Origin of the sequence: uncultured Roseivirga sp. (assembly GCF_963973945.1) — a bacterium.
GTDB lineage: Bacteria > Bacteroidota > Bacteroidia > Cytophagales > Cyclobacteriaceae > Roseivirga.
On the sequence record NZ_CAXBBV010000004.1, the window covers coordinates 189,228 to 211,656 of the forward strand.

General features: G+C 38.4%; 24 protein-coding genes and 1 tRNA gene. 21 read left to right on the top strand and 4 right to left on the bottom strand.

Features of this window, described 5'->3' with window-relative positions; genetic code table 11:
- The first annotated feature begins 82 nt into the window (after positions 1–82).
- The 8 genes from AAC026_RS09140 to AAC026_RS09175 all read left to right on the top strand — a co-directional run bounded on the left by AAC026_RS09140 (position 83) and on the right by AAC026_RS09175 (position 10,859).
- Positions 83–155: transfer RNA gene (locus AAC026_RS09140), tRNA-Thr, on the top strand.
- 221 nt (positions 156–376) lie between these two features.
- Entirely contained in the window at positions 377–838 is a 462-nt protein-coding gene (locus AAC026_RS09145) for a tyrosine-type recombinase/integrase (RefSeq protein ID WP_339697189.1), read from the top strand.
- A gap of 297 nt (positions 839–1,135) precedes the next feature.
- Positions 1,136–2,578, top strand: a complete 1,443-nt coding sequence (locus tag AAC026_RS09150; protein WP_339697190.1) for a hypothetical protein — start codon at positions 1,136–1,138, stop codon at positions 2,576–2,578.
- 30 nt (positions 2,579–2,608) lie between these two features.
- A complete protein-coding gene (locus AAC026_RS09155) occupies positions 2,609–4,063 on the top strand; it encodes a hypothetical protein (protein WP_339697192.1) in 1,455 nt (484 codons plus the stop codon).
- Positions 4,056–4,940 (top strand): DNA adenine methylase, encoded by an 885-nt coding sequence (locus tag AAC026_RS09160; RefSeq protein ID WP_339697194.1) that lies wholly within the window; start codon positions 4,056–4,058, stop codon positions 4,938–4,940. The genes AAC026_RS09155 and AAC026_RS09160 overlap by 8 nt, the downstream gene beginning before the upstream one ends.
- Before the next feature lie 74 nt (positions 4,941–5,014).
- Positions 5,015–7,690: a DNA methyltransferase gene (locus AAC026_RS09165; RefSeq protein WP_339697196.1), complete on the top strand. Its 2,676-nt coding sequence runs from the start codon at positions 5,015–5,017 to the stop codon at positions 7,688–7,690.
- Between the two features lie 3 nt (positions 7,691–7,693).
- On the top strand, positions 7,694–9,628 hold the full coding sequence (locus AAC026_RS09170; protein ID WP_339697198.1) for a DEAD/DEAH box helicase: 1,935 nt from the start codon (positions 7,694–7,696) through the stop codon (positions 9,626–9,628).
- Positions 9,621–10,859 (top strand): GIY-YIG nuclease family protein, encoded by a 1,239-nt coding sequence (locus AAC026_RS09175; protein ID WP_339697200.1) that lies wholly within the window; start codon positions 9,621–9,623, stop codon positions 10,857–10,859. Before AAC026_RS09170 ends, AAC026_RS09175 begins: the two co-directional genes overlap by 8 nt.
- A 37-nt stretch (positions 10,860–10,896) precedes the next feature.
- Here AAC026_RS09175 and AAC026_RS09180 read toward each other — a convergent pair whose 3' ends face one another.
- Positions 10,897–11,220 (bottom strand): helix-turn-helix transcriptional regulator, encoded by a 324-nt coding sequence (locus tag AAC026_RS09180; RefSeq protein WP_339697202.1) that lies wholly within the window; start codon positions 11,218–11,220, stop codon positions 10,897–10,899.
- Positions 11,221–11,480: 260 nt separating this feature from the next.
- On the opposite strand from AAC026_RS09180, the gene AAC026_RS09185 reads away from it, so the two are divergent.
- A complete protein-coding gene (locus AAC026_RS09185; protein ID WP_339697204.1) occupies positions 11,481–11,747 on the top strand; it encodes a hypothetical protein in 267 nt (88 codons plus the stop codon).
- Positions 11,748–11,763: 16 nt separating this feature from the next.
- Here AAC026_RS09185 and AAC026_RS09190 read toward each other — a convergent pair whose 3' ends face one another.
- A complete protein-coding gene (locus AAC026_RS09190; protein WP_339697206.1) occupies positions 11,764–13,143 on the bottom strand; it encodes a tyrosine-type recombinase/integrase in 1,380 nt (459 codons plus the stop codon).
- 487 nt (positions 13,144–13,630) lie between these two features.
- Between AAC026_RS09190 and AAC026_RS09195 the strand changes: the two genes are divergently transcribed.
- The 12 genes from AAC026_RS09195 to AAC026_RS09250 all read left to right on the top strand — a co-directional run bounded on the left by AAC026_RS09195 (position 13,631) and on the right by AAC026_RS09250 (position 19,155).
- Positions 13,631–14,434, top strand: coding sequence for a hypothetical protein (locus AAC026_RS09195; protein ID WP_339697208.1), 804 nt, complete (start codon positions 13,631–13,633; stop codon positions 14,432–14,434).
- Positions 14,435–14,502: 68 nt separating this feature from the next.
- On the top strand, positions 14,503–14,934 hold the full coding sequence (locus AAC026_RS09200; RefSeq protein WP_339697210.1) for a hypothetical protein: 432 nt from the start codon (positions 14,503–14,505) through the stop codon (positions 14,932–14,934).
- 244 nt (positions 14,935–15,178) lie between these two features.
- Positions 15,179–15,382, top strand: a complete 204-nt coding sequence (locus tag AAC026_RS09205; RefSeq protein ID WP_339697212.1) for a hypothetical protein — start codon at positions 15,179–15,181, stop codon at positions 15,380–15,382.
- A gap of 42 nt (positions 15,383–15,424) precedes the next feature.
- Positions 15,425–15,784, top strand: a complete 360-nt coding sequence (locus AAC026_RS09210; RefSeq protein ID WP_339697213.1) for a DUF3768 domain-containing protein — start codon at positions 15,425–15,427, stop codon at positions 15,782–15,784.
- Between the two features lie 77 nt (positions 15,785–15,861).
- On the top strand, positions 15,862–16,326 hold the full coding sequence (locus AAC026_RS09215; RefSeq protein ID WP_339697215.1) for a JAB domain-containing protein: 465 nt from the start codon (positions 15,862–15,864) through the stop codon (positions 16,324–16,326).
- Positions 16,327–16,338: 12 nt separating this feature from the next.
- The gene (locus tag AAC026_RS09220) at positions 16,339–16,509 is read left to right on the top strand and encodes a hypothetical protein (protein WP_339697217.1); all 171 of its coding nucleotides are present in this window, start codon (positions 16,339–16,341) and stop codon (positions 16,507–16,509) included.
- Positions 16,510–16,533: 24 nt separating this feature from the next.
- Positions 16,534–16,884 carry a hypothetical protein gene (locus AAC026_RS09225; RefSeq protein ID WP_339697219.1) on the top strand — a complete coding sequence of 117 codons (351 nt, stop codon included), beginning with the start codon at positions 16,534–16,536 and terminating at the stop codon, positions 16,882–16,884.
- Positions 16,884–17,225: a hypothetical protein gene (locus AAC026_RS09230; protein WP_339697221.1), complete on the top strand. Its 342-nt coding sequence runs from the start codon at positions 16,884–16,886 to the stop codon at positions 17,223–17,225. Before AAC026_RS09225 ends, AAC026_RS09230 begins: the two co-directional genes overlap by 1 nt.
- Positions 17,226–17,456: 231 nt before the next feature.
- Positions 17,457–17,678 (top strand): hypothetical protein, encoded by a 222-nt coding sequence (locus tag AAC026_RS09235; RefSeq protein ID WP_339697223.1) that lies wholly within the window; start codon positions 17,457–17,459, stop codon positions 17,676–17,678.
- Positions 17,675–18,253 (top strand): DUF6879 family protein, encoded by a 579-nt coding sequence (locus AAC026_RS09240; protein WP_339697224.1) that lies wholly within the window; start codon positions 17,675–17,677, stop codon positions 18,251–18,253. Before AAC026_RS09235 ends, AAC026_RS09240 begins: the two co-directional genes overlap by 4 nt.
- Complete coding sequence (locus tag AAC026_RS09245) at positions 18,229–18,723, top strand: hypothetical protein (protein WP_339697226.1); 495 nt, start codon at positions 18,229–18,231, stop codon at positions 18,721–18,723. Before AAC026_RS09240 ends, AAC026_RS09245 begins: the two co-directional genes overlap by 25 nt.
- A gap of 141 nt (positions 18,724–18,864) precedes the next feature.
- On the top strand, positions 18,865–19,155 hold the full coding sequence (locus AAC026_RS09250; protein ID WP_339697228.1) for a hypothetical protein: 291 nt from the start codon (positions 18,865–18,867) through the stop codon (positions 19,153–19,155).
- A gap of 19 nt (positions 19,156–19,174) precedes the next feature.
- On the opposite strand, the gene AAC026_RS09255 is transcribed toward AAC026_RS09250, so the two are convergent.
- Together AAC026_RS09255 and mobF are read right to left on the bottom strand one after the other, a co-directional pair.
- Complete coding sequence (locus AAC026_RS09255) at positions 19,175–19,588, bottom strand: hypothetical protein (RefSeq protein WP_339697230.1); 414 nt, start codon at positions 19,586–19,588, stop codon at positions 19,175–19,177.
- Positions 19,566–22,253 (bottom strand): MobF family relaxase, encoded by a 2,688-nt coding sequence (mobF, locus tag AAC026_RS09260; protein WP_339697232.1) that lies wholly within the window; start codon positions 22,251–22,253, stop codon positions 19,566–19,568. Before mobF ends, AAC026_RS09255 begins: the two co-directional genes overlap by 23 nt.
- Positions 22,254–22,429: the final 176 nt, after the last annotated feature.

Here is a 22,429-nt window from a genome sequence, read left to right on the forward strand (position 1 = left end):
CACTCGCTTTGAACGAAAAGCACCTCGGAACCTCCTTAGAAATCGCTAGTTTACTAGCCATTGAGTAACCGAAAATAGTATTGCCTCCTTAGCTCAGCTGGTAGAGCAACTGACTTGTAATCAGTAGGTCATTGGTTCGATCCCGATAGGAGGCTCTGAAAATCAGAGAGTTACGAAAGTAGCTCTCTTTTTTTATGACCTTTTGCGTGCTTTTTGCGTGTAAAAAAAGGTGCTTTTCACAACCCAATAAATCAATCAAATAAGATACTTTTTTAATGAGCTATATTTGATTTAACAGATTTGGTTGATATTATTTCTATTTGAAATATATTGAAGGTCATTTGGTTGGCGGACATACTAGATATATGACGTGGTATTGGCAAAGGTCAATCAGTTTGACGGCAAACGCTTTAGCTATACAAGAAAGAAAACAGAGCGGGAAGATAATTTCTCTATCAAGCAAAGCCCTGAAAATTTGAAAATCATTGAGTATTATGCTCAAGATAAAAAACCTGATAACTATATCTTTCCAATCATTTCCGAAGACCGAGTAGGAGAAGCTATCTTCAAAACAAAAAAAGGCAAGCTGTCATGGTTCAATGATAATATCAAGCGCATTGCTGTTGATTTAGGGATAGAGAAAAACCTATCCACCTATACACCCCGAGATACTTGGACAAATCTTGGGTTAAAAATGGGGATTGATATTCGGAAAATATCATCAGGTCTTGGTCACTCAAGTGTTGAGATCACAGAAAAGCATTATAGTCAGATGATCCAAGAAAAAATACTAGATGAGATTAATGCTCAGATTACCAAAGCACCTTCACTATCGTGACCAAATTAAAATCTCTTGATTATATTCGGAATTGAGCAAAGAGTAAATTTCTCTTATCAAAATCACTTAAACTAAAGCTGAACAGCCTCTAGGTCAGGCATGAATTTTCAGAAAAAAAGTTGTAGTTTTAAAATCAGTTTTATTGATTTAAGATACTTTTTGATTGTAGCACACAAGGTTATCACGCCATTGATTTTATTTTAAAATTAGCTAAGCTTAGTGGGTAGTTGTTGGGTGGTAGGTTCTTCTAGTATTCGGTTTTACAATTCAAATTTTAAGTAGACAAGAGGTAGTAGTATGAAATCAACCCCAAAGACCATACATCTTGATAATTTGATTCTTGATAAAGAAAATCCACGATTTGCCGAGCTTTATAGTGGTAGCGAGAAAGAAGAAGATGTTATTGACTATTTGCTTTATAATGAATCTGCTGAGGACATTGCAAAAGCAATATCCAAGGCCAATGAATTTTATCCTGATAGACCTCTTTGGGTTCTAAAAGAAGGCAAGAACTATATAGTCAAGGACGGAAACAGGAGATGTGCCGCGGTTAAAGCTTTGCAGTACCCATCGAAATATGGATTGGGAGATATAAAGAAGATAAAGTTAGAGAAGCTTCCTGTGCTGGTTTATCACAATGAGAGTGATTTAAATGAGCGTATAAGGCAGGAACATACTAGTAACCTTTTTCGTCAATGGGGAAGAATTGCCAAAGCTATAGAAATCCATAGGCTCTTTTCATCTGGCACCTCTTTGGAGTCTATGGTTGAGTATGACTCAACTCCTCGGGACTTGATCAAGCTTGCAAGTTTCTATTATGAGGCGGTCAATATAAGCTCAGAAGATTTTAAAAAGCTACTGCGAAGTGGCAAGGGGAAATCTGGCGGTAAAACGATTATCTTTGAAAGACTGTTCAGATATAAAAATCGTTGTGGTTATAGCTTCAAGAGTAAATCAACGAATGAGGTAATAATAAAAGATGGAGACCTTTTTACCTCCTATATTAAGGCGATGGTTGCCTACCTAAATGATCATCCGGAAACGACTTCTCGAGATATTGATACTCAACAAGAGGCATTTTTAAATAAACTTTCTCCTTATGGTTTTCCTCCTACGCAAGGGGATGAAGATGAGGATGAAGATGGTGGTGAACAGCGGGACAGCAAACCAAGAGAGGACAATAACCCCAAAAATCCAGCTTCAGGGCAGCCTTCACCGCCAAGTCAGCCACCTGCCCCACCTACCCCTAAAAGGAAAAGTGTTAAGCATCGCCCAAGTTACACTAGAAAAGGTATTCCTTCATCACTCGAACGGTTGATAAAGGAGTGTTATGATCTGAGCCAAGATAATTTTGCTAATGCCAAAGTTGCCTTGACCAGGGTTACTTTTGAGTGTTGTTTGAAGTATATTATTGAAAACACTCATCAGACAAATGGTAAACCTTTATCTAACCATAATTATTTTAGGCTTGCCTTTTTTGATAAGAAGGGTAATCGTAGGGCATATACCGATTTTGACGAGTTAAAAAAGTGTTTTACTGAGTTAATAGTGAACACAGGGATCAAGAAGGCGTTTGAGAATTTTGACTTGCAACGCCAACATCAGGTTATTCATAACTATAGAGTTGGAGCTGTACCCTCGGATGCTAAGGCTATTTGTGATAACTTAATCGACCTTTTGGAGTTTATGCTTCAAGAAGAAACCGATTTGGTAAGTGGCCTCGATCTTTCTAAAATTTAAATGACCTGAAATTTTGATTAAGGACACCACATGGAATTAAACAGTCTTACCTCTGGGTATTATGATATTGCTTCAATATTTTTAGACCCCAAAAATAAACGTCATAATGTAGTTAGTGGAGAGCTATTAGCTATTAGAGAAATGCTTCATCCCAAACACGAAGTATTTGATTTAGCCAAGGATATTGTCAACTTAGGCAATAGACTAGACCCCTCATCTAAATTGATAATATACAAAGATAATAGGCAGGGTAATCGGTACATAGTCTTTGAAGGAAACAGAAGGATAACGGCTCTTAAAACATTAATGAACCCACAGTTAGCAGAAGGCTTACCAGAGGCCAATGGGTTTAAAAAATTGAGTGAGAAGTTTTTACAAAATCCCTTGAAGCAGGTTGAGTGTGTAGAACTAACTCCAGAGGATGCTCAAATTTGGATTAAGAGAAAGCATTATAGGGGAATGGGAGGGGCTGGCACCAAAGAATGGGATCCAATTGCCAGGTCTAGAAGCGATGCAGAAGAAGGGATTTATGATCGCTGGTATGCGGCTGTTTCATTCTTATCAAATCACGGGTATGACTGTGGTTATATATTGTCGGGATTGGAAGATAAGTCCTCAGTTGCTGAAAGGGTTTTCGGTTCAAAGTATATCAAAGAGCTTCTAGGAGTTAATATTAATCGAGATGGCTCTGTAAATTTTGAGAATGATGACTTAGAAGTAGGTGCTACTTTATTAGTAGCAATATTTGAGGCCATCATTGATTCTCAATTCAATACCACAACCGTTGAATTGGATTCTGATAGAAAAGCGTTCTTAGAATCTTTTTTAGATTTAGGTGCGAAAGCTGAAACACAAAAAGATGAACAACAAAACAGTAGTTCTGGCACAAATGAAAGTGGTGAAACATCGAACTCATCTAACAACGATCAAACAAATAATTCAAGTCAAGGAAACAATGGTGGAAATTCTACCTCAACTCAACCGACCGCTCCTAGAAAAAGGCAAAGGAAAAAATTAGCAGATAAGGGGCTGAAAATCGCTCATAATCAAATGCATAACTTTTATGTAGAATTGGCCAAACTACCTGTTGAAACATATAAGCATTGCTCTTCTGTTATGATTAGGGTATTTTTGGAAAAATTAACGATGATTTTTCTTGAAGAGATGTCTATCCCATGTCCCAGTCCTAACCCATCAAGAAGCAGAGATTGGAAAGATTTTGATGTTAAGCTTCAAGAGAAGGTGAAGACGGCAGTGAATTATATCGATCCTAATAACCGCATAAGCGGATTGAAATATGCTAGAGAGTTAGGGAATGGCGTAAAGGATAGAATTCATACCACCGATGCCTTGCATAGCTATATTCATGAAGCCAATGAATTACCTTCTTCGTCAGAGGTTATTACCACATGGGACAGGCTTCATCCTTTTTTCAAGGCAATGTGCGACCGCCTTAGTTCTCCAAATCGAGGTGTAAATGGATAATTTTTCACCTTTAAGATATCCCGGAGGGAAAAATAAACTCTCTAGGTATTTAAAAAAAGTAATTGAGCAAAACGAGCTGATCGGGTCAGATTACATTGAGCCTTTTGCTGGAGGATCAGGTGTCGCTTTATCATTGTTACTTTCTGAATATGTTAGAGACATACACATCAATGATCTGGATATTGGTGTCTATTCATTTTGGAACTCTGTTAAATGTAGCAATGATCAACTATGTGAATTAATACAGAAGACACCGGTTAACATTGAAACATGGCTTAGGTTTAGAGAAGAGTATTCTAATCCTGAAGGATTATCTGAATTAGAGCTGGGTTTTAGAGCGTTTTACCTGAATCGAACTAATCGTTCAGGGATATTAAAGGCCGGGGTCATTGGAGGTATAAATCAAGATGGAAACTACAAGATAGATGCTAGGTTCAAAAAAGATAATCTTATTAAGAGAATTCGAAAAATTGGACTGTATTCTTCTAGGATTAATGTTTACAACCTTCATATTGATGAGTTCTTGACAGAAGAAGTTCCAAAGCTTTCTCAACACTGTTTTATATACTTCGATCCACCATATTATGAAAAGGCGGATGGGTTATATCAAAATCATTTTAAGCATCAGGATCATGAATCTCTTTCACTACAGATTCGATCAATTGTAGATCATGACTGGGTTGTTTCTTATGATAATGTTGCACCAATTTTAGACCTTTATAAAGGCGTTGATTACGAAATATTTGGAATTAACTATAGTGCGGATTCGCACTATAAGGGTTCGGAAGTAATGTTTTTTAAAGATGGGACAAAGAGGCCTGATAGAGTTTTCACTTCTAAAAAAGAAGAACTAGAATTGTTAAAAGAGTGTATTTAAAGCGCTAAGACTTAATAAACTCAATCAGTCCTGTATAAGTATTAACTTAACCAGATTGTTTGTAGAATCGCATAATGAACATCACTCAAATAGAAACCAATCTTATAAAGCTAGTAGAAGCCATTGATAAGGAGACTTTCATCTATGATCTCCTATTGGCTTATAATTTACCCAAGTCTTCTATTACAAGACTCCAGAAAGGCAACCTGAACCTTTCTAAAAGAGAGAGTGAGATTTCGTGGAAAAAGAAGCTTCTGTTCAGAGAGGTTTATGATCAAGATTTACACCTAGCCATTACAGAACTGACCAAAGAAGCCAAACACGATCAACGCTTTATTATTGTAACAGATTACAAAGCTCTTTTGGCAATTGATATCAAAACTCAGGACAAGCTTGATATTAAATTAGATGAACTGAATAAGCATTATGCTTTCTTCTTGCCTTGGGCAGGAATGGAAAAAGCTCAACATAAGAATGAGAATCCTGCTGATGTAAAAGCTGCAGAGAAAATGGCGAAGCTTTTTGATGAAATCAAAAAGGATAACCCTGATACTTCGCCTGAGTTTATTCATGGATTAAACGTATTTCTCTCAAGACTGCTTTTCTGCTTCTTTGCGGAAGACACGGATATTTTTGATGACAGCCTTTTTACCAATTCTATCAGTTCGCACACGCAAGCCGATGGCGGTGACCTAGGCGAATACCTTGACCGACTGTTTGAAGTTCTGAACACTGACAAGAAAGATCGAAAAGACATTCCTGCTCACTTGATGGAATTCCCCTACGTAAATGGGGGGCTTTTCAGACAGAAAATACAATGTCCAATCTTTACCAGAAGATCACGCCAAGCTATCATTGAGAGTGGCGAATTGCAATGGTCTGAGATCAACCCTGATATTTTTGGATCAATGATTCAGGCAGTGATCACCCCTGAACATAGAGGTGGTTTGGGGATGCACTATACCTCAGTGCCGAACATTATGAAGGTGATTGAGCCTTTGTTTTTGAATGATCTCTATGAAGATTTTGAAAAGGCCAAGGGCAATAAAAAGAAGCTGAGCGAACTGCTTAACCGAATTGCTAAAATCAAGATATTCGATCCTGCTTGTGGAAGTGGTAACTTTCTAATCATTGCCTATAAAGAACTAAGAAGGCTCGAAATGAAAATCTTCAAAGAGGGTGGTTTAATGGCTCTTTCGGGCATTTCTCTATCACAGTTTTACGGTATAGAACTCGATGATTTTGCACATGAGATAGCTCAGCTTTCGCTTTGGCTGGCAGAACACCAAATGAATGTTGAATTTTTTAGAGAGTTCGGAAGAACTAACCCAACTCTACCTTTAAAGCAAGCTGGTAGAATTGTTCACGGTAATGCTTGTAGATTAGATTGGGACAATGTTTGTCCAAAAAAGGATGACGATGAGATTTTTATTTTAGGTAATCCACCGTATCTGGGAGCAAGGATGCAAGGACTAGATCAAAAGAATGATATGGACCATGTTTTTTCATCAGACTTAAAAAAATATCGAGACTTAGACTATATAGCTTGTTGGTTTTTTAAAGGGGCAAAATATATTAGAGACTATAATGCTCGGCTTGCTTTTGTTACGACTAATTCAATTAACCAAGGACAGCAGGTGGCACTCTTTTGGCCTTCAATTTTCAATTATGGATTAGAAATAAATTTTGCTCACACATCGTTTCAGTGGAAAAATAATGCAAAATCAAATGCAGCTGTTGTAGTTGCGATTATAGGCATTGCGAATAAGAATCAAAATCATAAAAAAATATTTAGTCAAGGCATAAGTAAGACTGTTAATTCCATAAATGCTTATCTCAGTGATGGAGCATCCGTTATTATTCAAACTAGAAGTAAACCATTATCTTTTTATTTAGAGGCTTATAAAGGTAATCAAGCAACTGATGGCGGTGGATTAATTCTATCTGAAAAAGAGAGAGATTGGTTTATAGAAAATCACCCAGAATGTAGCGTTTTTGTTAAAAGTCTTATTGGCTCTCAAGAGTTGATAAAAGGAATTTCAAGGTTTTGCTTATGGTTAGAAGAAAAAGACAAAGAAGAATTTTCTAAATATCCATTTATTCTCAAAAGACTAGAAGTTACAAGACAATCTCGATTATCAAGTCCAGATAAAGCGACTCAAGAATTGGCCAATCATTCTTATCGTTTTAGAGATTGTCATCAAACTAAAACAACTTCCATTGTAATACCTGGGGTGTCATCAGAAAATCGCAGGTATGTACCAATTGGCTTTTATGGCCCAGATACAATTGTGACGAATTCTGCATTCGTGATTTATGATGCAGACGCATGGATGTTTGGTACGCTTACATCCAAGATGCACATGCTATGGCTTGAAAATGTTGGAGGGAAACTTGAAACCCGATATCGTTATGCGAAAGATTTGGTTTATAACACTTTTCCATTTCCTTCTGTCTCAAATCAACGTAAAGAAGAAATCACACAATGCGTGTTTAGGATTCTCGAGGAGAGAGAAAAGCACTCTGAGAAATCATTAGCTCAAATGTACGATCCAGATAAGATGCCTGATGGACTTCGAGAGGCTCACAGACTAAATGATGAAGCAATTGAACGCTGTTACCGTAGTAGACCCTTCGAGAGTGACGAAGAGCGATTGGAGTATTTGTTTAAGCTCTATGAAAAGATGATTGAAGAAGAAAAAGAGAAGAATACTTTGTTTGAGAAACAGAAGAAGACCAGAAAGCAATAAACCATGCCTAATATAGTAGAAGTTCCATACCACCAAACAGGACAAAGCACACAAACAAACCCAATGGGCATGCGAGATATGCAGGCAAAGGCTTTTGAGGCCAGAGATGCCCAATATCTTTTGCTTAAAGCGCCCCCTGCCTCAGGTAAGTCACGAGCTTTAATGTTTTTGGGCTTAGATAAACTCAAAAATCAAGGAATTAAAAAAGTCATTGTTGCTGTTCCTGAGCGTTCAATCGGAAGCTCTTTTGCCAGAACAGATTTAAAGTCTCATGGTTTTTTTGCGGATTGGGAGCCAAATGACGAATACAACCTTTGCACTCCTGGAAGTGATGGGAGTAAAAGCAAAGTGCAGGCTTTTAAAAACTTCATGGCAAATGAAGAACGCATTCTTATTTGTACTCATGCTACTTTACGCTTCGCCTGTGAAGAATTAGAGGAGAAGGTTTTCAACAATACGCTTTTAGCCATTGATGAATTTCACCATGTTTCTGCCGATGCAGAAAACAGATTGGGAGACATTCTAAGAAACATCATGCAGAAGTCATCTGCTCATATTGTTGCCATGACAGGCTCATATTTCAGAGGTGATAGTGTGCCGGTGCTTACTCCTGAAAACGAGGCTAAATTCACTAAAGTAACTTATAACTACTATGAGCAACTCAATGGGTACACCTTTTTAAAGTCGCTAGGTATTGGCTATCACTTTTACCAAGGTCGTTATATGAGTGCTATTTTAGAGGTACTCGATACAGACAAAAAGACTATCCTGCATATTCCAAATGTCAATTCAGGTGAGTCCACCAAAGACAAGCACAATGAAGTAGATTTCATTTTAGATGCCATCGGCTCAGTAGTAAAACAAGACCCTGATACAGGAGTCATTTTTCTCAAAAGAGCCTCAGATGGTAAAATATTGAAAGTGGCAGATTTGGTTGAAGACAACCCGAGGGAACGAGATAAGATTGTTGAGTACCTAAGAAAAGCTAAGTCCATAGATGATATGGATTTGATTATTGCCCTAGGTATGGCAAAAGAAGGCTTTGATTGGCCTTTCTGTGAACACGCCCTAACGGTAGGTTATAGAGGCTCATTGACAGAAATTATTCAAATTATTGGAAGGGCTACAAGGGACAGTAGCAATAAGAGCCATGCCCAATTTACAAACTTGATTGCCCAACCCGATGCAGCAGATGATCTGGTAAAACTTTCAGTCAACAATATGTTGAAAGCAATAACAGCTTCGCTTTTAATGGAGCAAGTTTTAGCACCGAATTGGAAATTCAAAACAAAGAAATCTGATGATGATGTTGCTAAGCCTGGCGAAATGAAAATCAGAGGGTTGAAAGAGCCAAGCTCTAAGCGTGTTAAAGATATTCTCGAAACAGATTTGAATGACCTAAAGGCCAATATTCTTCAAGATGACCAAATGATGAAGGCCATCCCAGGAAATGTTGACCCTGAAGTGATCAACAAGGTGATGATCCCTAAAATCATTCGAGTGAAATACCCTGAACTTTCAGAAGAAGAGATTGAGGAAATAAGACAGCACGTAGTTGTTGATTCCGTGATCAAAAACGGAGAGATCAAAGAAACTGGTGACAAGCGTTTTATTAGAATGGCTGATACTTTTATCAATATTGATGACATTCATATTGATTTGATTGACAAGGTCAACCCATTTCAAAAGGCGTTTGAGATATTGTCAAAATCGGTAACAACCAAAGTATTGAGAGTGATCCAAGACACCATTCAAGCAACACGCATTAAAATGGATTTTGAGGAAGCAAAAATTCTTTGGCCTAAGGTTCAGGAGTTCGTGAAAATGTATAGCCGAGAGCCGAGCATAGCATCAAATGATCCTTTGGAAGTGCGTATGGCAGAGTGCATTATTTATTTGAAAGAAGAAAAACGTAAACGAGCTTCTGCAAATGGATAAGGACAAAATACTTGATGACATCTTTGAGAATGACCCTTTAGGCCTTTTGGTAATTAAGGCTAAAAAATCAAATGCACAAACCGCAGATGATCGTTTGGTCAGTTCATTTGATGAGATCAACAAGTTCGTATCTGAACAAGGCAAAGAGCCTGAGCCAAATATTTCAAATGTCAGCGAATTTCAGCTTTACTCAAGGCTAAAAAATATTCGTGAAGATGAATCGAAAGCATCCTCATTAAAGCAATTTGACACTCATAACCTCTTACCATCTTCGAATGAAATCAATGAGCCTGAAGGTGAATACCGAGTTAAAAAGAAAGAGATTAATTCAATTGATGATCTTTTAAGCAGTGCTGAGAGCCTTGATATTTTAGGGGGTGATGATGAAGGTTTATTCGACTTCAAGCACACACCAAGAGAGGTAGAGCGTGCTGAAGCTGATTTTGTTGCCAGACGTAAGCCGTGCAAGAATTTTGAGGATTATGAGCCTTTATTCAAGTCTGTTCAAAGAGATTTATCTCAAGGTAAGCGAAAGCTTATCGACTTTAATAGAGGTAACCTCAGAGAGTCTAGCTACTACATTCACAACGGCATTCTCTTTTATCTTGAAGAAATAAAAATTGAGCAGACAGAACACTATAAATCTGACGGGACACGAGTAAGAGAAGATGGTAGAACACGTTGCATTTTCGAAAATGGTACTGAGTCTAACATGCTCAAAAGGTCAGTTGAAAAAATCCTCTATGCTAATGGACGGGTAGTCACGGACAACTTTGAAGAATTAAACGAGGGCTTTTTAGAGAACTTTGGCGTGATCACCGAAGAAGATGAAGAAGCAGGCTTTATCTATGTTCTTAAATCCAAAAGCAAGCGACCAGAAATCCAATCATATAAGCATTTATACAAAATCGGATTTTCAAGAACTGATGTAGAAGATCGTATAAGGAACGCGCACAAAGAACCCACCTATTTGATGGATGAGGTTGAATATGTTGCAGGATGGAAGGGTTTCAATATGAACCCTCAAAAACTAGAATTACTCTTACACAACTTCTTTGGCTCATCATGTCTCGATATAGAAATCACCGATGAAAAAGGAAGAATACACAGACCTAGAGAGTGGTTTCTTGCGCCATTGCCTATAGTTGAACAGGCTATAGCATTGATTATTTCAGGTAAGGTTGTTGAGTACTTATATGATGCTCAAAATGAAACTATCATTCCTAAATAAAAAAGACCCGATGGATCAAATCGGGTCTTTTTTGATTTTAGGCTACTCTAGAGCAGAATTTTTGATTGTCATTAATTGGGATAACTACCTTTTGCTCAATGGAAGTTGATGGCCTATTGTTGTCATTAGCAACCACTTTCAGCTTTGCATCTAGGGCATCGGCCCAGCAGTATAGATTAAAGGAAGTAGGGGTGCGAAGACCACATTCCCATTTGCTTATCAATCTATCCGCAACACCAAGCCTGTAGTTTAATTCTTCTTGGGTGTACTTTCGTTGTTTCCGAAGTCGTACAAGTTCTTTGACAACATCTCTTAAAAAATCATCACGCTCTTTAAATGGATAGATAACATTGTTTTTCATTGTTCAATCTCCTTTCGTTTCTGATGAACAGGGTTTGAGCATACTTGCCCGTTTTGGTTAGTGGTACGCACAGAGTGTGCATGCTTTCAATCTCATATTATGGAAACCAACTCAAGCGATTTTTCTTAATTGTCAAGTGGGGGAATGCAAAACATACTTTGATATTCTTTAAGGGGGCTAGGCTTTCCAAATCCCTGTGCGTGTTTTTGACTTAAAGCATTGGCTAATCTTCAAGACCAACATCAACTAAGGAGGTCTGCATGTTAAATCGTTTGATAGAAACCAATAGTGAGTCTGACAGATTGGATAATAAGGAGAAACTGAAGCTCTTAATTGATACTAATCCATTCATATCAATTGATATGGCAGAAATTATTACAACCCTAGATAAGACGACCCAATATAGAGAACGAATGAAAGGTAGATTTCCAAAGCTAATTCCATTAACAAGTCAAGGAAGAAGAAAAGGTTATCGTCTTCAGGATTTGAGGCAATGGATGGAAAACCCTAGAGCTTACAGACAGTAATTAATATCAGCGTATGTTATTCTAAACTGTCTCGATTGTACCTAAATTTCAGAATGCCCTTTTCTTCAATCTCAAAACGCAATTGACTAATTGAGGGAACAAGCTCTTGATCGGGGCATTCTGAAATCCTTTTCACCGAATACCCCAAAACATCCATACCGCACTTCTTTTCCCAATCATAAGAATACCGATCATAAATGCTCGTTACTGAGCTGTCAGTATGGTTGAGAAGGAGGGAAGCCCAATATCTGGGGCATCCTAAACTCGTTACAAGTGTCGCACCTGTCCGTCTTAAATCGTGTACTGTGAATTTCTCAACAACATTGAATAAATGGATGTTCTTACGAAGCGCATGGCTCATAGCGGTCTTATTCAACGCCCTTAAGTCTGTAGGCTTTTTGTTTGAATTAGGCGGTAGCCTCGTAGAACCAAAAACAAACTGACTATGACCAGTATATTTATAAGCCTCTTTTAAAATATCTAATGCCATATCATTCAATGGTATCATGTGAGATCGACCATTTTTGCTATGGGTTGAGGGGAGAAGCCATGTTCGATTACTTATGTTTATGTGTGACCATTCGCAAAACCGAACTTCACTTTTTCTCGCCATTGTAAGAAGTGTAAATCTCAGCGCGAGCTTAACAATAGGGACAATGTTGGCTTGTTCAAGATTGTTCCAAAAGCGGTGAATTTCCTCTGGGTAGAGGACTCGATCACGCCTAGTCGTTTTTGCAGGCTTTTGAATGTGATAGCAAGGATTGTGTTCACACAAACCCCAGCCAATTGATACGTTGTAGAGCCTTTTGAGGTATTGAAGGAGTTCGCAAGCCGCATGTTTTGAACCACGCTCATAGATGATTTTGTTGACGATCTGGGCAATTTCTTTGCGTTTAACTTTGTCAATTTTATGATGTCCAATATAAGGTGCTGCATCACGCTGAAGATATCTGGCCTCTTTTTTCCAGCTTTTCTTGCCTGTTTTTATAGAATAGTCGATATAGTTTTTGATGACTTGATTGACGGTAGGGGTTTCTCTGAAATCAATATTGTCCGTTTTTCTGTCGTATGCAGGGTCTTCTCCATAGTCTCTTTTTTCTACAGCTTCTGCATATTGTTTGAGTGCTTTTGTTAAGCTGACTTCTGGGTATCTACCGATGGTCATCCATCTTGTCCTGCCGAGGGCTGAATAGACATAAGTAAAGGTTTTGTGTCCTGTGTTTGAAACACGGATTCCGAAGCCTTTAAATCCTTGAAACCAGAAAATTTCTCTTGCTTTTCGGGTGTATAATTTTTTGATTATCGCTTCATTAAATTTAATTTCCTTTTTATCCCCATTGGTCGGGCTAAGATTCTGGCTAAGGATTTCGACAATTTTTCCTGAATTCTTCTGCAACACTATACATTCTCCTGATCTCTGTTAGGCCACAATCCTTGCGGGCTGTAGATCATTATTAGGAGATCATAGGAATGCATAAAACGCACAAAGATCGGATTGGTAAGGGAGAGGTCGGGAGTTCAAATCTCCTCGTCAGCACCAGTAAAACCTACACCGACCAATTCCATAATATCCCCTAAAATGCTCGGGCTAAGGATCGGGCTAAGACACACTTTATCACAGACACGAATCACCGCCAAGAACTAAAATGATTCTTGTGTTTATTTTAAGGAATAGAGTGGATGAATTACTCATCTCTTCTATATGAATCTTTTTAAAAATCATGAAATTCACTTAAAAAAATAGTGTTTAATATAGTCTTCAACTTTTTCATTTTATGGATCTATTTGTAGATTTAAACGATAACTAGTATGAAAATAACACCTCAGAAAACATGTCGGGTAATAAAAGCAAAGCAGAGAGCTTCCTTTATCAAATAATGTTAATGATTATCGGTTTCCTCCTGATAATCTTAGCCAAGTTCTTCGAAGAGACAACCAAGATTGAGCATTTGGGAAATATCGCCTCTAGTATTGGAGGTGTATTTATGGGCATTGGGGTGTCGTCAATAATTCAACTTGTAAGAATGAGAAATTATCAGGATTACGTCTTTGAGAAGATACAAGCTGAAGTCAAAACCACGAGTAATGCAATGGTTGAAACTAAAGATATGATGAAAGGGCTTGAAGGCAGGGCAAGACTTGTTCTTTCAAAATATGCGAAATCTGGTTTTAAATCAACTGACACACAAATTAGGCAGTTTAAAAAGAAATATCATGGCTACTATCAGTCTCAAGACAAAAAGTCAGGAATACTTTGGCAATACCATATTTTAGATTTCTCAACTTCAATTACTCCTGGTGTCTTAGAATGCCCTGTCACGATAATTCAGCCATCAAGTAAAAAGCAGATGATATATCATCAGGAAGCGTATAGGTTAGATAATAATAGCCCTTTAGTAATGAATACCCGAGATAGTGTTCCTAGTTCTGAACTTACGAGTGTCACGATTTTTCCTTTCGTCAAAAATCACAGTAACAAATACTATGGAATACAACTACATGAAGGCTGGAATGACAAATACCTGATATCTGCTTACATAATATCTGAAGAACCTCTTTATAAGATTCAGGAGCCTGGAATAATAACTGATCGGTCTAAAAGCGATCAACTACTTAAGGATTGGAAAGAATTTATGGACGATAGCAACGTAAGTGACCTAACTGGATTGAATAACAAGGATTTGTGATCTAAAATGCTTGACATAAGCCATATTTTGTGCTAGTGATCCTATGAGTTGATGTGCGGGGTAAGATGATGAAAAAGAAAACTATAGCATTAATTGTCATGATGTTGTCCAGTGGTGTCATTGGGTGTAAGGACTCCGATAGTGTAAAAAGGACTCAAGATAAAAAGCAAATATTAAGTCTTAAAGCTAGGGCAAGTCAATTAGGTGAATGGCTAAGTACGTATGCGTCAATTTCTGAATTTAAGCCTGCTTCGTTAGTAACGGATGAAATTGAACTTGAGCATCATCTTGATTCAATATTAAAAGCTAATATTCCTTATGATGAGTACACGTCAATTAAAATTGATATTCTAAGTTCGTCCAATATGCTAAGAGTTTCTAAGACCGGAATTGTTGATACATACTTTATTTGCAACAGAGATACTTTAACAATGCTTGAAACAGGGCAATATCAAGTTTTGAAAACAACTGCAACCCAGAGTTCAACTATTTCCTTTTAAGGCCTATTTCAAAAGCTAATAATTTCCTGTTCTTTCAATATTCTAGGTATTGATTATTTCCTGTGCGTTTTTTCTAATCCGACCTTCCGTTAAAAGTTCTCCGCTGGATATTTAGGCCTAACAGGGTCGCAGTAAAAGTCAATGACACTGCCCGCACCGAAACCGTGTGGGTCGTGACTTTTCCTGCTGATGCCCCTGTTCTGGCTTAATCCATCATGGAAAACATAACGAAAGGAGATTAACCATGAACACAGAAACTCATCAATCAACTGAAGACAAAAGACCTACTCATACATTGTTTGCTACTCAAACAGTCAATGGGAAAACAACTAGAGTTCGCGTTGGCGTTGCTTGGAAACACAAGAAAGGTGATGGCTTCAATGTATCCATTGATAACCTCGTTGCCTTTGCCAACAAGCAAGACGATGAACAATCTGAAACCAATTAATCAGAGGGGCTTTATGCCCCTCTCTTTTCAAGGAGAAAATACATGTCTGATGATACATCAAAGCTTATCGCTCAACAAAATGATCGCTTCCGTTCGAACTTCGGCATTCTGCCAAGAGGTGATGATCTCATAATTGGTAAATACATGCTATCACAGGGATTGAGCTGTTTACCGTTTGAAGAACTTGACACCATCGTTGCCAAAGTCCGAAGCTTTAAAGATTTCAATGAAAGCAATGACCCTTATGGTGAACACGACTTTGGCAAGTTTTCAGATTGCGTTCACGATATTCTTTGGAAGATCGATTGTTACGATACCAACTATGAGTATGGTAGTCCTGATCCATCTGATCCTGAGAAAACGCGCAGAGTATTAACCGTCATGCTGGCCTTTGAATATTAGGGTCATGCCTTGTGCGTGTTCTCGAAATATCATTCATTATAAAACCCTTCTTTCATGTCAGATAAAGGAGGGTTTTAATGGCATTACCTCAATCACGCGTTGCAGAAATCACGCTTTCATATTATCCCAACATCAAACTGAATGACTGTGAAAAAGTCTCATCATCTAAAGATGCAGAAAGACTTTTCCGCGAGAATTGGGATGATGCACAAATCGGCTTTGTCGAAGAGTTTAAAGTCATGCTGTTGAACAGGGCAAACCGTGTACTCGGAATATCAGCAATTTCTAAAGGGGGAGTGACAGGAACAGTCGTTGATCCCAAGATTGTCTATGGCCTTGCTTTAAAGGCTGTGGCATGTGGGATCATTCTGGCACACAATCACCCTTCAGGAAACCTCAAGCCAAGTCATGCAGACATCAAACTCACTGAGAAACTGGCATCGGCTGGTAAAATCTTTGATTTACCAATCTTAGACCATCTGATTATGACAGGGGAGAGCTATTACTCTTTTGCAGACAATGGCGAACCCTGCTTGTCCTGATCATGCTATTTTATGCTTTTAGCAACAACAGGATTTCAAATCTCTGATCTAGCTCCTTTGTCGGTTTATCAAGATTGGATGGTTTTAGCCAAACTCGCCTATCGGTCAATAGACGGCCCGCACCAAACCGTGTTGTCTATGACAGATAGGCTTTTTCGTTCGGCTTTGTCAAAACCATCCTGATAAACCCCAACAAAGGAGCAATTCATGTCAGAGAAAATTTTGAAATCATCCCTTGAGAAAATCATTGAAAATGAGCCTCATTCCTTAAAAAGCTATGTTGCCAAAGAAGCCATAGAGCAAGAGAGCATTCAAAGCTTTTTTCAAGACCTATCACAATATGGCTGTGTTTCTGGGATGGTTTCATCTTTGATTTATTACTACCAAACACACCAATTCTTTGATGATTTTTTTGATGAAATCAATGAACTCAGATGTCGTTTTGAAGAGCAGATTGGTCAACCGATGAGCTTAGGCCATGACCTCAAAAATCACCTTGCATGGTTTGCCTTTGAACAAACAGCTTTCGACTTAGCAAATGAATTGGAGGTACTGTAATGACTACATCTGAATTTCACCTATTCCCACGCATTGGAAATTATTCATTCATTCTTGATGTTGAAGGGCAGGCGGTCAAAGTGACTTATCGTTTTACGCCCTTCGGTTCAATCTCTAATCCTGAGTATTTGAAATTATACGAGCTTGGTGAAAATCATCACCAAGTCCATTTTGAATTTTTTAGCAAGGCGATAAGTGAGACAGGATATAAGAGCTATTTTACGCCTTTGGTTAATGTCGATTGTCCCTTTAAATTTGCCAGTCAATTATCAGCTCACCTTCATAGTGAACTCAAAAAGTTGCATCCTAAACTGTTTAGTCTGCAACTCAGTCTATTTTAATGGGTTACGATCCAAACCTTCAATTCGGCAGTAAATCCCTGTGGATATCACGAAAACAAAATGGATTCCGACCTTTGTATTCTCTTACAAATACCAACTTGAATTAAACCCTTGATAGACCTATCAAGGGTTTTTACCAAATTTTTATACTCTTCGTTTGGAAGAATGAATTATAATCAAAACTATATATTGAAAATATCGTAATTTATGGATGTACTAATGCAAAAGGTTATGAAGACAAAAGAAAATTCTACTTTAAAAGTTTTGGCAGATGATGGATGTGGAGGTGGACCTTGTCCCACCTTATATCAAGACGAGAATGGTCGAGTATATATTCAGGGATATTTTGTCAACAAGGATATTTCTAATCAAGTAAATCTTGACAATGATGAAACGCTTGTTGAAGTTAATGAAGAGTTACTCAGAAATATAGTTAGGAACCTTAGTAAATGACAATTAGCCAAGAAGTTTATCAATCTCTAACTCAGATATCCATTGAGGATTTCTTCAAAGCATTTTCAACTTTCAAAAAAGAGGCTTTTAGGCTTGAAATGCTTGATCAATATCTAGTGGATGAGGAAAGTCAGGCTTTTGAAGATTTTAGGAAAGGACAAAAGAAACCTCCTGTAGGTTATAATCAAGGATGGTGTGAATTTATTGAAGAAGCCTTGAGAAATGGAAAGCGGTTTAATAGAGTTAGGGTGGTTTCGGAGCCTTATTCTGATTATTTTTTATTTGAGCTTAACTGGGCATATACAAAAAATATTCAGGCAGGAGAGAATATATCTTTAATGACTAAGGAAGAGCTACAGCCATGTTTAAAGGATATTCCTCTTCTTCAGGATTATTGGCTTTTTGATGAAGAATATTGTCTAATTATGGATTATGACCTCTTAGGAAATTTTCTTGGAGTAAAGCAACTCGATAAAAAATATATTGACCGATACATTCAACTAAAAGAAAAAGTCAAACTAAGGGCGCACGATATTACAGAAACTAAAGTATGGAAAGCGGAGCTACTCCAATAAGTTTAGATAGTATATCTACACTAGTAATCGCGATTGCTACAGTAGTTTATACGGTTGGGACAATTTTATTATGGGTTAGTACTAAGAAGACGACTAAACTCATGAGTGCCCAAATTCAAAACCAGATAAATTCTAATCATAGCCTTTCTACGCACTACATAATAAATCGTCATAAAGAGATTTTTTTTGAGATTATTAGAAACAAAGAATTACTTAAAATTTTTGCTGAAGAGAGTAACAATTCTCAATCTAATTCAAAAAGGGCAATATTAGCATCAATTCTGATTAATCATGCTCATAGCATTTTTATAGATTACAACAATGATGTTGCTAATAGAGAATACATGGATAGTTTTGAAAGCGATTTTTCAGACCTTCTAAGGCTTCCTTTCATTCGTAATAGGTGGATGGAAGTCAGAGATTTTCATCCCGCAGATTTTAGAGATTTTGTAGCGACTATTCTACGCTGAATGTTTCAGATTTATTCCATTAACTACAGCGATAATTTGAACATGCGTTTTAATGGTAGACATAATGTTTTTTTGTGATACTGTTTCAGAATAAAATTTACAAATGGAGAGTATCAATTGTCAGGACAAGGCCTCAAGCCCATGCAGCTATTTGCCATTAAGATGTACGCTGTTCTCAAGGATATTAGAGAAAACGCAATTGATTTAAAAGGGGATCGATTCAGCCTCAACAGGGTAGCCATGGCGGATGAGCTTAATAGAAAAAAACTTAAGACGTTTAAAGACTGCAATTGGACTGTGGGTGCCATTGATGCGCTATATAAGGAAATAGAAGAGCTTAAAGAAGCTGGATATGGGCCTTTGCTAGGAAGAAACATTAAACCTGCAAACAAATCTTCTGCTCAGTCAGCGTCAACTCCAATTATAAAATAATTGTTGATATAGTGTAGTCTTACTTTTCTGTGCCACTTTTAGACCGCCAATCTAATTCAATTTCGGAAATAAAAGGTTCATTATCATCGGCTATGGCAATTTCCGTTGGGTTACTCTCTTTAATGTATTCAAGATTATGCCCTTTGATCTTTTCATAGAGGACTTCTAGTCGATAGCCCTTGATGATAATCATGTGCGTGGTTTGAAACATCTTGACCAGTTGCAGATTGTTTTTTGTTTCAAACTCGGCATATATCAAATAGCTATAATGAATGAGATGTCGAGAACCATCTTTGAGATATAAATCCAAAGCCAGTCCCTTTCCGGTCTTATAATTTAGTCCTTCACCAAAATACAATTCTTGTCCCTCATTCGGTTGTTTCATTAAAGGGTAGTTGTCCACCCTAAACTTATAATGTCGGTTCGATTCCATGGTCTTTGTCTGGTTTTATGGTTCTATCTTGTTCAGGAGCAATCCTGTTCATTCTATGATCAATTTGTGCTAATTCAGAGGCCGATAATCGATCTCCATGATAGCGAGCATGATCAAGCAGCTCATTCTTGTCATCTGTGTAAATCTTGACGGATTCCCGACCTCTTGAAACCGAAACATAAAATTGTTTCTGGCTTGTGGCAGGGAACGTACCCGCAGGCTGTGAGATAAACACACGATCAACGGTTTTGCCCTGTGAGCTATAAGAGGTCATACAATAAGCATGTCTGAAATTGCCAAATTCTTGATCAATCATATATTCACGGCCTTTTCCGCTAGGGTTCATCACGGTCATGGTGCCTTGTTTATCAATGGATTTGACTTCAAACAATGCACCGTTATTTAACCGCCCTCGATTGACATCAAAACCGTTCTTGGTAATGGAGATCAAATCGCCCTTGCTGACCAAGGTTTCTTGTTCCCGATAAACATCAAAGCGACTTGTTTTGGTGGTATCAAGAGAATGGATTTTGCCCTCACGATCTTTGATCGAAATCTTATCGTCTTTGACGGAATGCACATGGCATTTTGCCCCTCGTTGAATGCCCTTGGTGTTCTGATGAAATTGAATGACATGGCCTTCCTCAAAATTGCGAGGATCTGATTTTTCCGCTTCGGTTAAATACAGGTTTCGATAAGTCTTAAATTGTTTATCTCTTTTTGCAATCAGGCCATTTTCTTTTAAGGCTTGTCTGATTTTATCCGTGACAATGCCCGATTGTTCATTGGTCGGAGAAATCACCAAAGCCGATTTTCTATCCTTTAAGCATTGCAGATAATCTTTGACCAATTGATCGGTCATTTGATCACCCTCTAACTCTTCAATCGCGCCCATCTTATCAAGGCGATCAAAACCAGTTTCAATATTTCCCTGACTGATATCGTCCACAGCTTTACGATACTCAATGCCCTTTTGACGATAAATCCGATTAACAGAAGCAGGGGAGATGCCGCCCATTTTCTGCAAAATGCGTAAAGCATCACCCCGTTGAACAGCCGTATGTTGTCGGCTATCACCAGACAATACAACACGCGCGTTTTGATCTTTGGCCAAGGACAGAATATCGGCCATATCCTTTGTGCCTAACAGTCCCGCTTCGTCAATCCAAAGTACTTGTCCTTTTATCTCTTGCTGAAGAGGTTTATCACTCAAGAGCTTTTTCACCGTATCGGCATTGTCAAACCCTTCTGCTCGAAGGACACCTCTTGAGGCTTCTGCCGTTGGAGCAAACAAAAAGACATTACGCCCAACATTGTTAAACTCTTTCACCGCTGTCTTGGTCAAAGTTGTCTTGCCTGTTCCTGCACCACCTCTGATAAATGTGACCCGATCAGGGGAAGACAGGACGTGCTTGACAGCATTTGATTGCTCACGGTTCAATCCGTCATAAATGGCGTTGTCGTCAAATATTTTTAGCGGAGTGAGTTTTCCCCGACCCTCTTTGGCAAGCTCTAACATCCGCTTTTCTTCCCATTGCACGCTTCGCGTTGTCACTAAGGTTTGATACCCATCATTGACCTTAAATAGTCGCTGATCTTCTCGATAAGCTTGATCAATTCCCCCAATCGATAGGGCAGGGCGATCTATGGCCTGATGATAGGCCTTAGCCAGTAACCTTCTTTCAGCCACCACAGAAGCCCTTTCAAAACTATGCTCAATGGCTTGATCAAGACACTGATCAATGCTTTGAGGCTCGATACGTTGTCGGCTGATATTTTCCAATACCTCATGCCCTTGGTTTTTAACCTGATGCTTCCAATCCTCAATTAACTCAATCATGGAATGGCCTTTGACCTTTTTCGCCCTGGTACGTGCGCCAAGCTGATCCAATGCCTTTGGGTCGGTAATGCCTTTTTCTTTGGCAAATTGACCAATCTCATTCGTGCGTTTGGAAAACAGTCTCACCACGTCTTTGTTGATCTGCTTTACCTCAAAAGCTTTGGGTGTTTTTTCAATGTCATAGCCAAGTTGTGAAATGTTATCGGCTAACATTTTTTGAAACAAAGCCTGATAATAGGGCATGTCTCTTTTGACATCCCTGAATTGCCCTGCTTTGAACCGCTGTTCAACAGGGTCATAGGTGGTGTTAAAAACAAAACAATGTGCGTGAAGGTGAGGGTCGGGGAGTTGCCCATCAACAGGACGAGCCGTTTGATGCACAAATTCCGCATAGATCAATTCGCCTGTGTGTCTGTTTTCTTGTTTGTTCGAAATACGCACACGGGTTTTTATATCCTTTTCAATCTCAAACATGGTGGCATTGACCGAATTGCGAAAGACCTCAAGAATGCGATCATCACCACTCAGGACATGAAGCAAGGAAACAGACTTTGGGCAATGGAAATTAATGTCGTACCCAACGGTTTTATCGCTCTTGTTTCTTGGGTTAAGCTGTCGCCCCGTTTGCGGATTAATATTGTCGCAAAGCGCATGAAACATTCTGCGATCCGCTTGAAGCCCAGACATGCCAAGACGTGTCGCGATCTTTCCATGGAAATATCCCTCTAACTCTTGATCTTCTGTGTAGTAGTCAGATTTTGCAAGGGCAGCATCAAAGTAATCTTTGGCTTGCGTTGCAGTTTTTGACTGGATCATGCGAATCATAAGCGTTGTCTGTTGTTGGTGTTTTCAGAGAAAATAAGTTCTGAATAAAACCAGACCACGCACATCGAAAAATATTGTGTGCTAGATAAAGCTAATAAATTCTTTGATTAGTCAGAAAGGGTAGGGATAAAAAAAGGAAAGGCGACTCCAGTACTGGAAATCGCCCCACACATACA

Excerpts from the sequence above, each read along its gene's own strand:
- AAC026_RS09150 (WP_339697190.1), top strand. The coding sequence starts at position 1,136 with ATGAAATCAACCCCAAAGACCATACATCTTGATAATTTGATTCTTGAT.
- AAC026_RS09155 (WP_339697192.1), top strand. The coding sequence starts at position 2,609 with ATGGAATTAAACAGTCTTACCTCTGGGTATTATGATATTGCTTCAATA.
- AAC026_RS09160 (WP_339697194.1), top strand. The coding sequence starts at position 4,056 with ATGGATAATTTTTCACCTTTAAGATATCCCGGAGGGAAAAATAAACTC.
- AAC026_RS09165 (WP_339697196.1), top strand. The coding sequence starts at position 5,015 with ATGAACATCACTCAAATAGAAACCAATCTTATAAAGCTAGTAGAAGCC.
- AAC026_RS09170 (WP_339697198.1), top strand. The coding sequence starts at position 7,694 with ATGCCTAATATAGTAGAAGTTCCATACCACCAAACAGGACAAAGCACA.
- AAC026_RS09175 (WP_339697200.1), top strand. The coding sequence starts at position 9,621 with ATGGATAAGGACAAAATACTTGATGACATCTTTGAGAATGACCCTTTA.
- AAC026_RS09180 (WP_339697202.1), bottom strand. The coding sequence starts at position 11,220 with ATGAAAAACAATGTTATCTATCCATTTAAAGAGCGTGATGATTTTTTA.
- AAC026_RS09185 (WP_339697204.1), top strand. The coding sequence starts at position 11,481 with ATGTTAAATCGTTTGATAGAAACCAATAGTGAGTCTGACAGATTGGAT.
- AAC026_RS09195 (WP_339697208.1), top strand. The coding sequence starts at position 13,631 with ATGATTATCGGTTTCCTCCTGATAATCTTAGCCAAGTTCTTCGAAGAG.
- AAC026_RS09200 (WP_339697210.1), top strand. The coding sequence starts at position 14,503 with ATGAAAAAGAAAACTATAGCATTAATTGTCATGATGTTGTCCAGTGGT.
- AAC026_RS09205 (WP_339697212.1), top strand. The coding sequence starts at position 15,179 with ATGAACACAGAAACTCATCAATCAACTGAAGACAAAAGACCTACTCAT.
- AAC026_RS09210 (WP_339697213.1), top strand. The coding sequence starts at position 15,425 with ATGTCTGATGATACATCAAAGCTTATCGCTCAACAAAATGATCGCTTC.
- AAC026_RS09215 (WP_339697215.1), top strand. The coding sequence starts at position 15,862 with ATGGCATTACCTCAATCACGCGTTGCAGAAATCACGCTTTCATATTAT.
- AAC026_RS09220 (WP_339697217.1), top strand. The coding sequence starts at position 16,339 with ATGCTTTTAGCAACAACAGGATTTCAAATCTCTGATCTAGCTCCTTTG.
- AAC026_RS09225 (WP_339697219.1), top strand. The coding sequence starts at position 16,534 with ATGTCAGAGAAAATTTTGAAATCATCCCTTGAGAAAATCATTGAAAAT.
- AAC026_RS09230 (WP_339697221.1), top strand. The coding sequence starts at position 16,884 with ATGACTACATCTGAATTTCACCTATTCCCACGCATTGGAAATTATTCA.
- AAC026_RS09235 (WP_339697223.1), top strand. The coding sequence starts at position 17,457 with ATGAAGACAAAAGAAAATTCTACTTTAAAAGTTTTGGCAGATGATGGA.
- AAC026_RS09240 (WP_339697224.1), top strand. The coding sequence starts at position 17,675 with ATGACAATTAGCCAAGAAGTTTATCAATCTCTAACTCAGATATCCATT.
- AAC026_RS09245 (WP_339697226.1), top strand. The coding sequence starts at position 18,229 with ATGGAAAGCGGAGCTACTCCAATAAGTTTAGATAGTATATCTACACTA.
- AAC026_RS09250 (WP_339697228.1), top strand. The coding sequence starts at position 18,865 with ATGCAGCTATTTGCCATTAAGATGTACGCTGTTCTCAAGGATATTAGA.
- AAC026_RS09255 (WP_339697230.1), bottom strand. The coding sequence starts at position 19,588 with ATGGAATCGAACCGACATTATAAGTTTAGGGTGGACAACTACCCTTTA.
- mobF (WP_339697232.1), bottom strand. The coding sequence starts at position 22,253 with ATGATTCGCATGATCCAGTCAAAAACTGCAACGCAAGCCAAAGATTAC.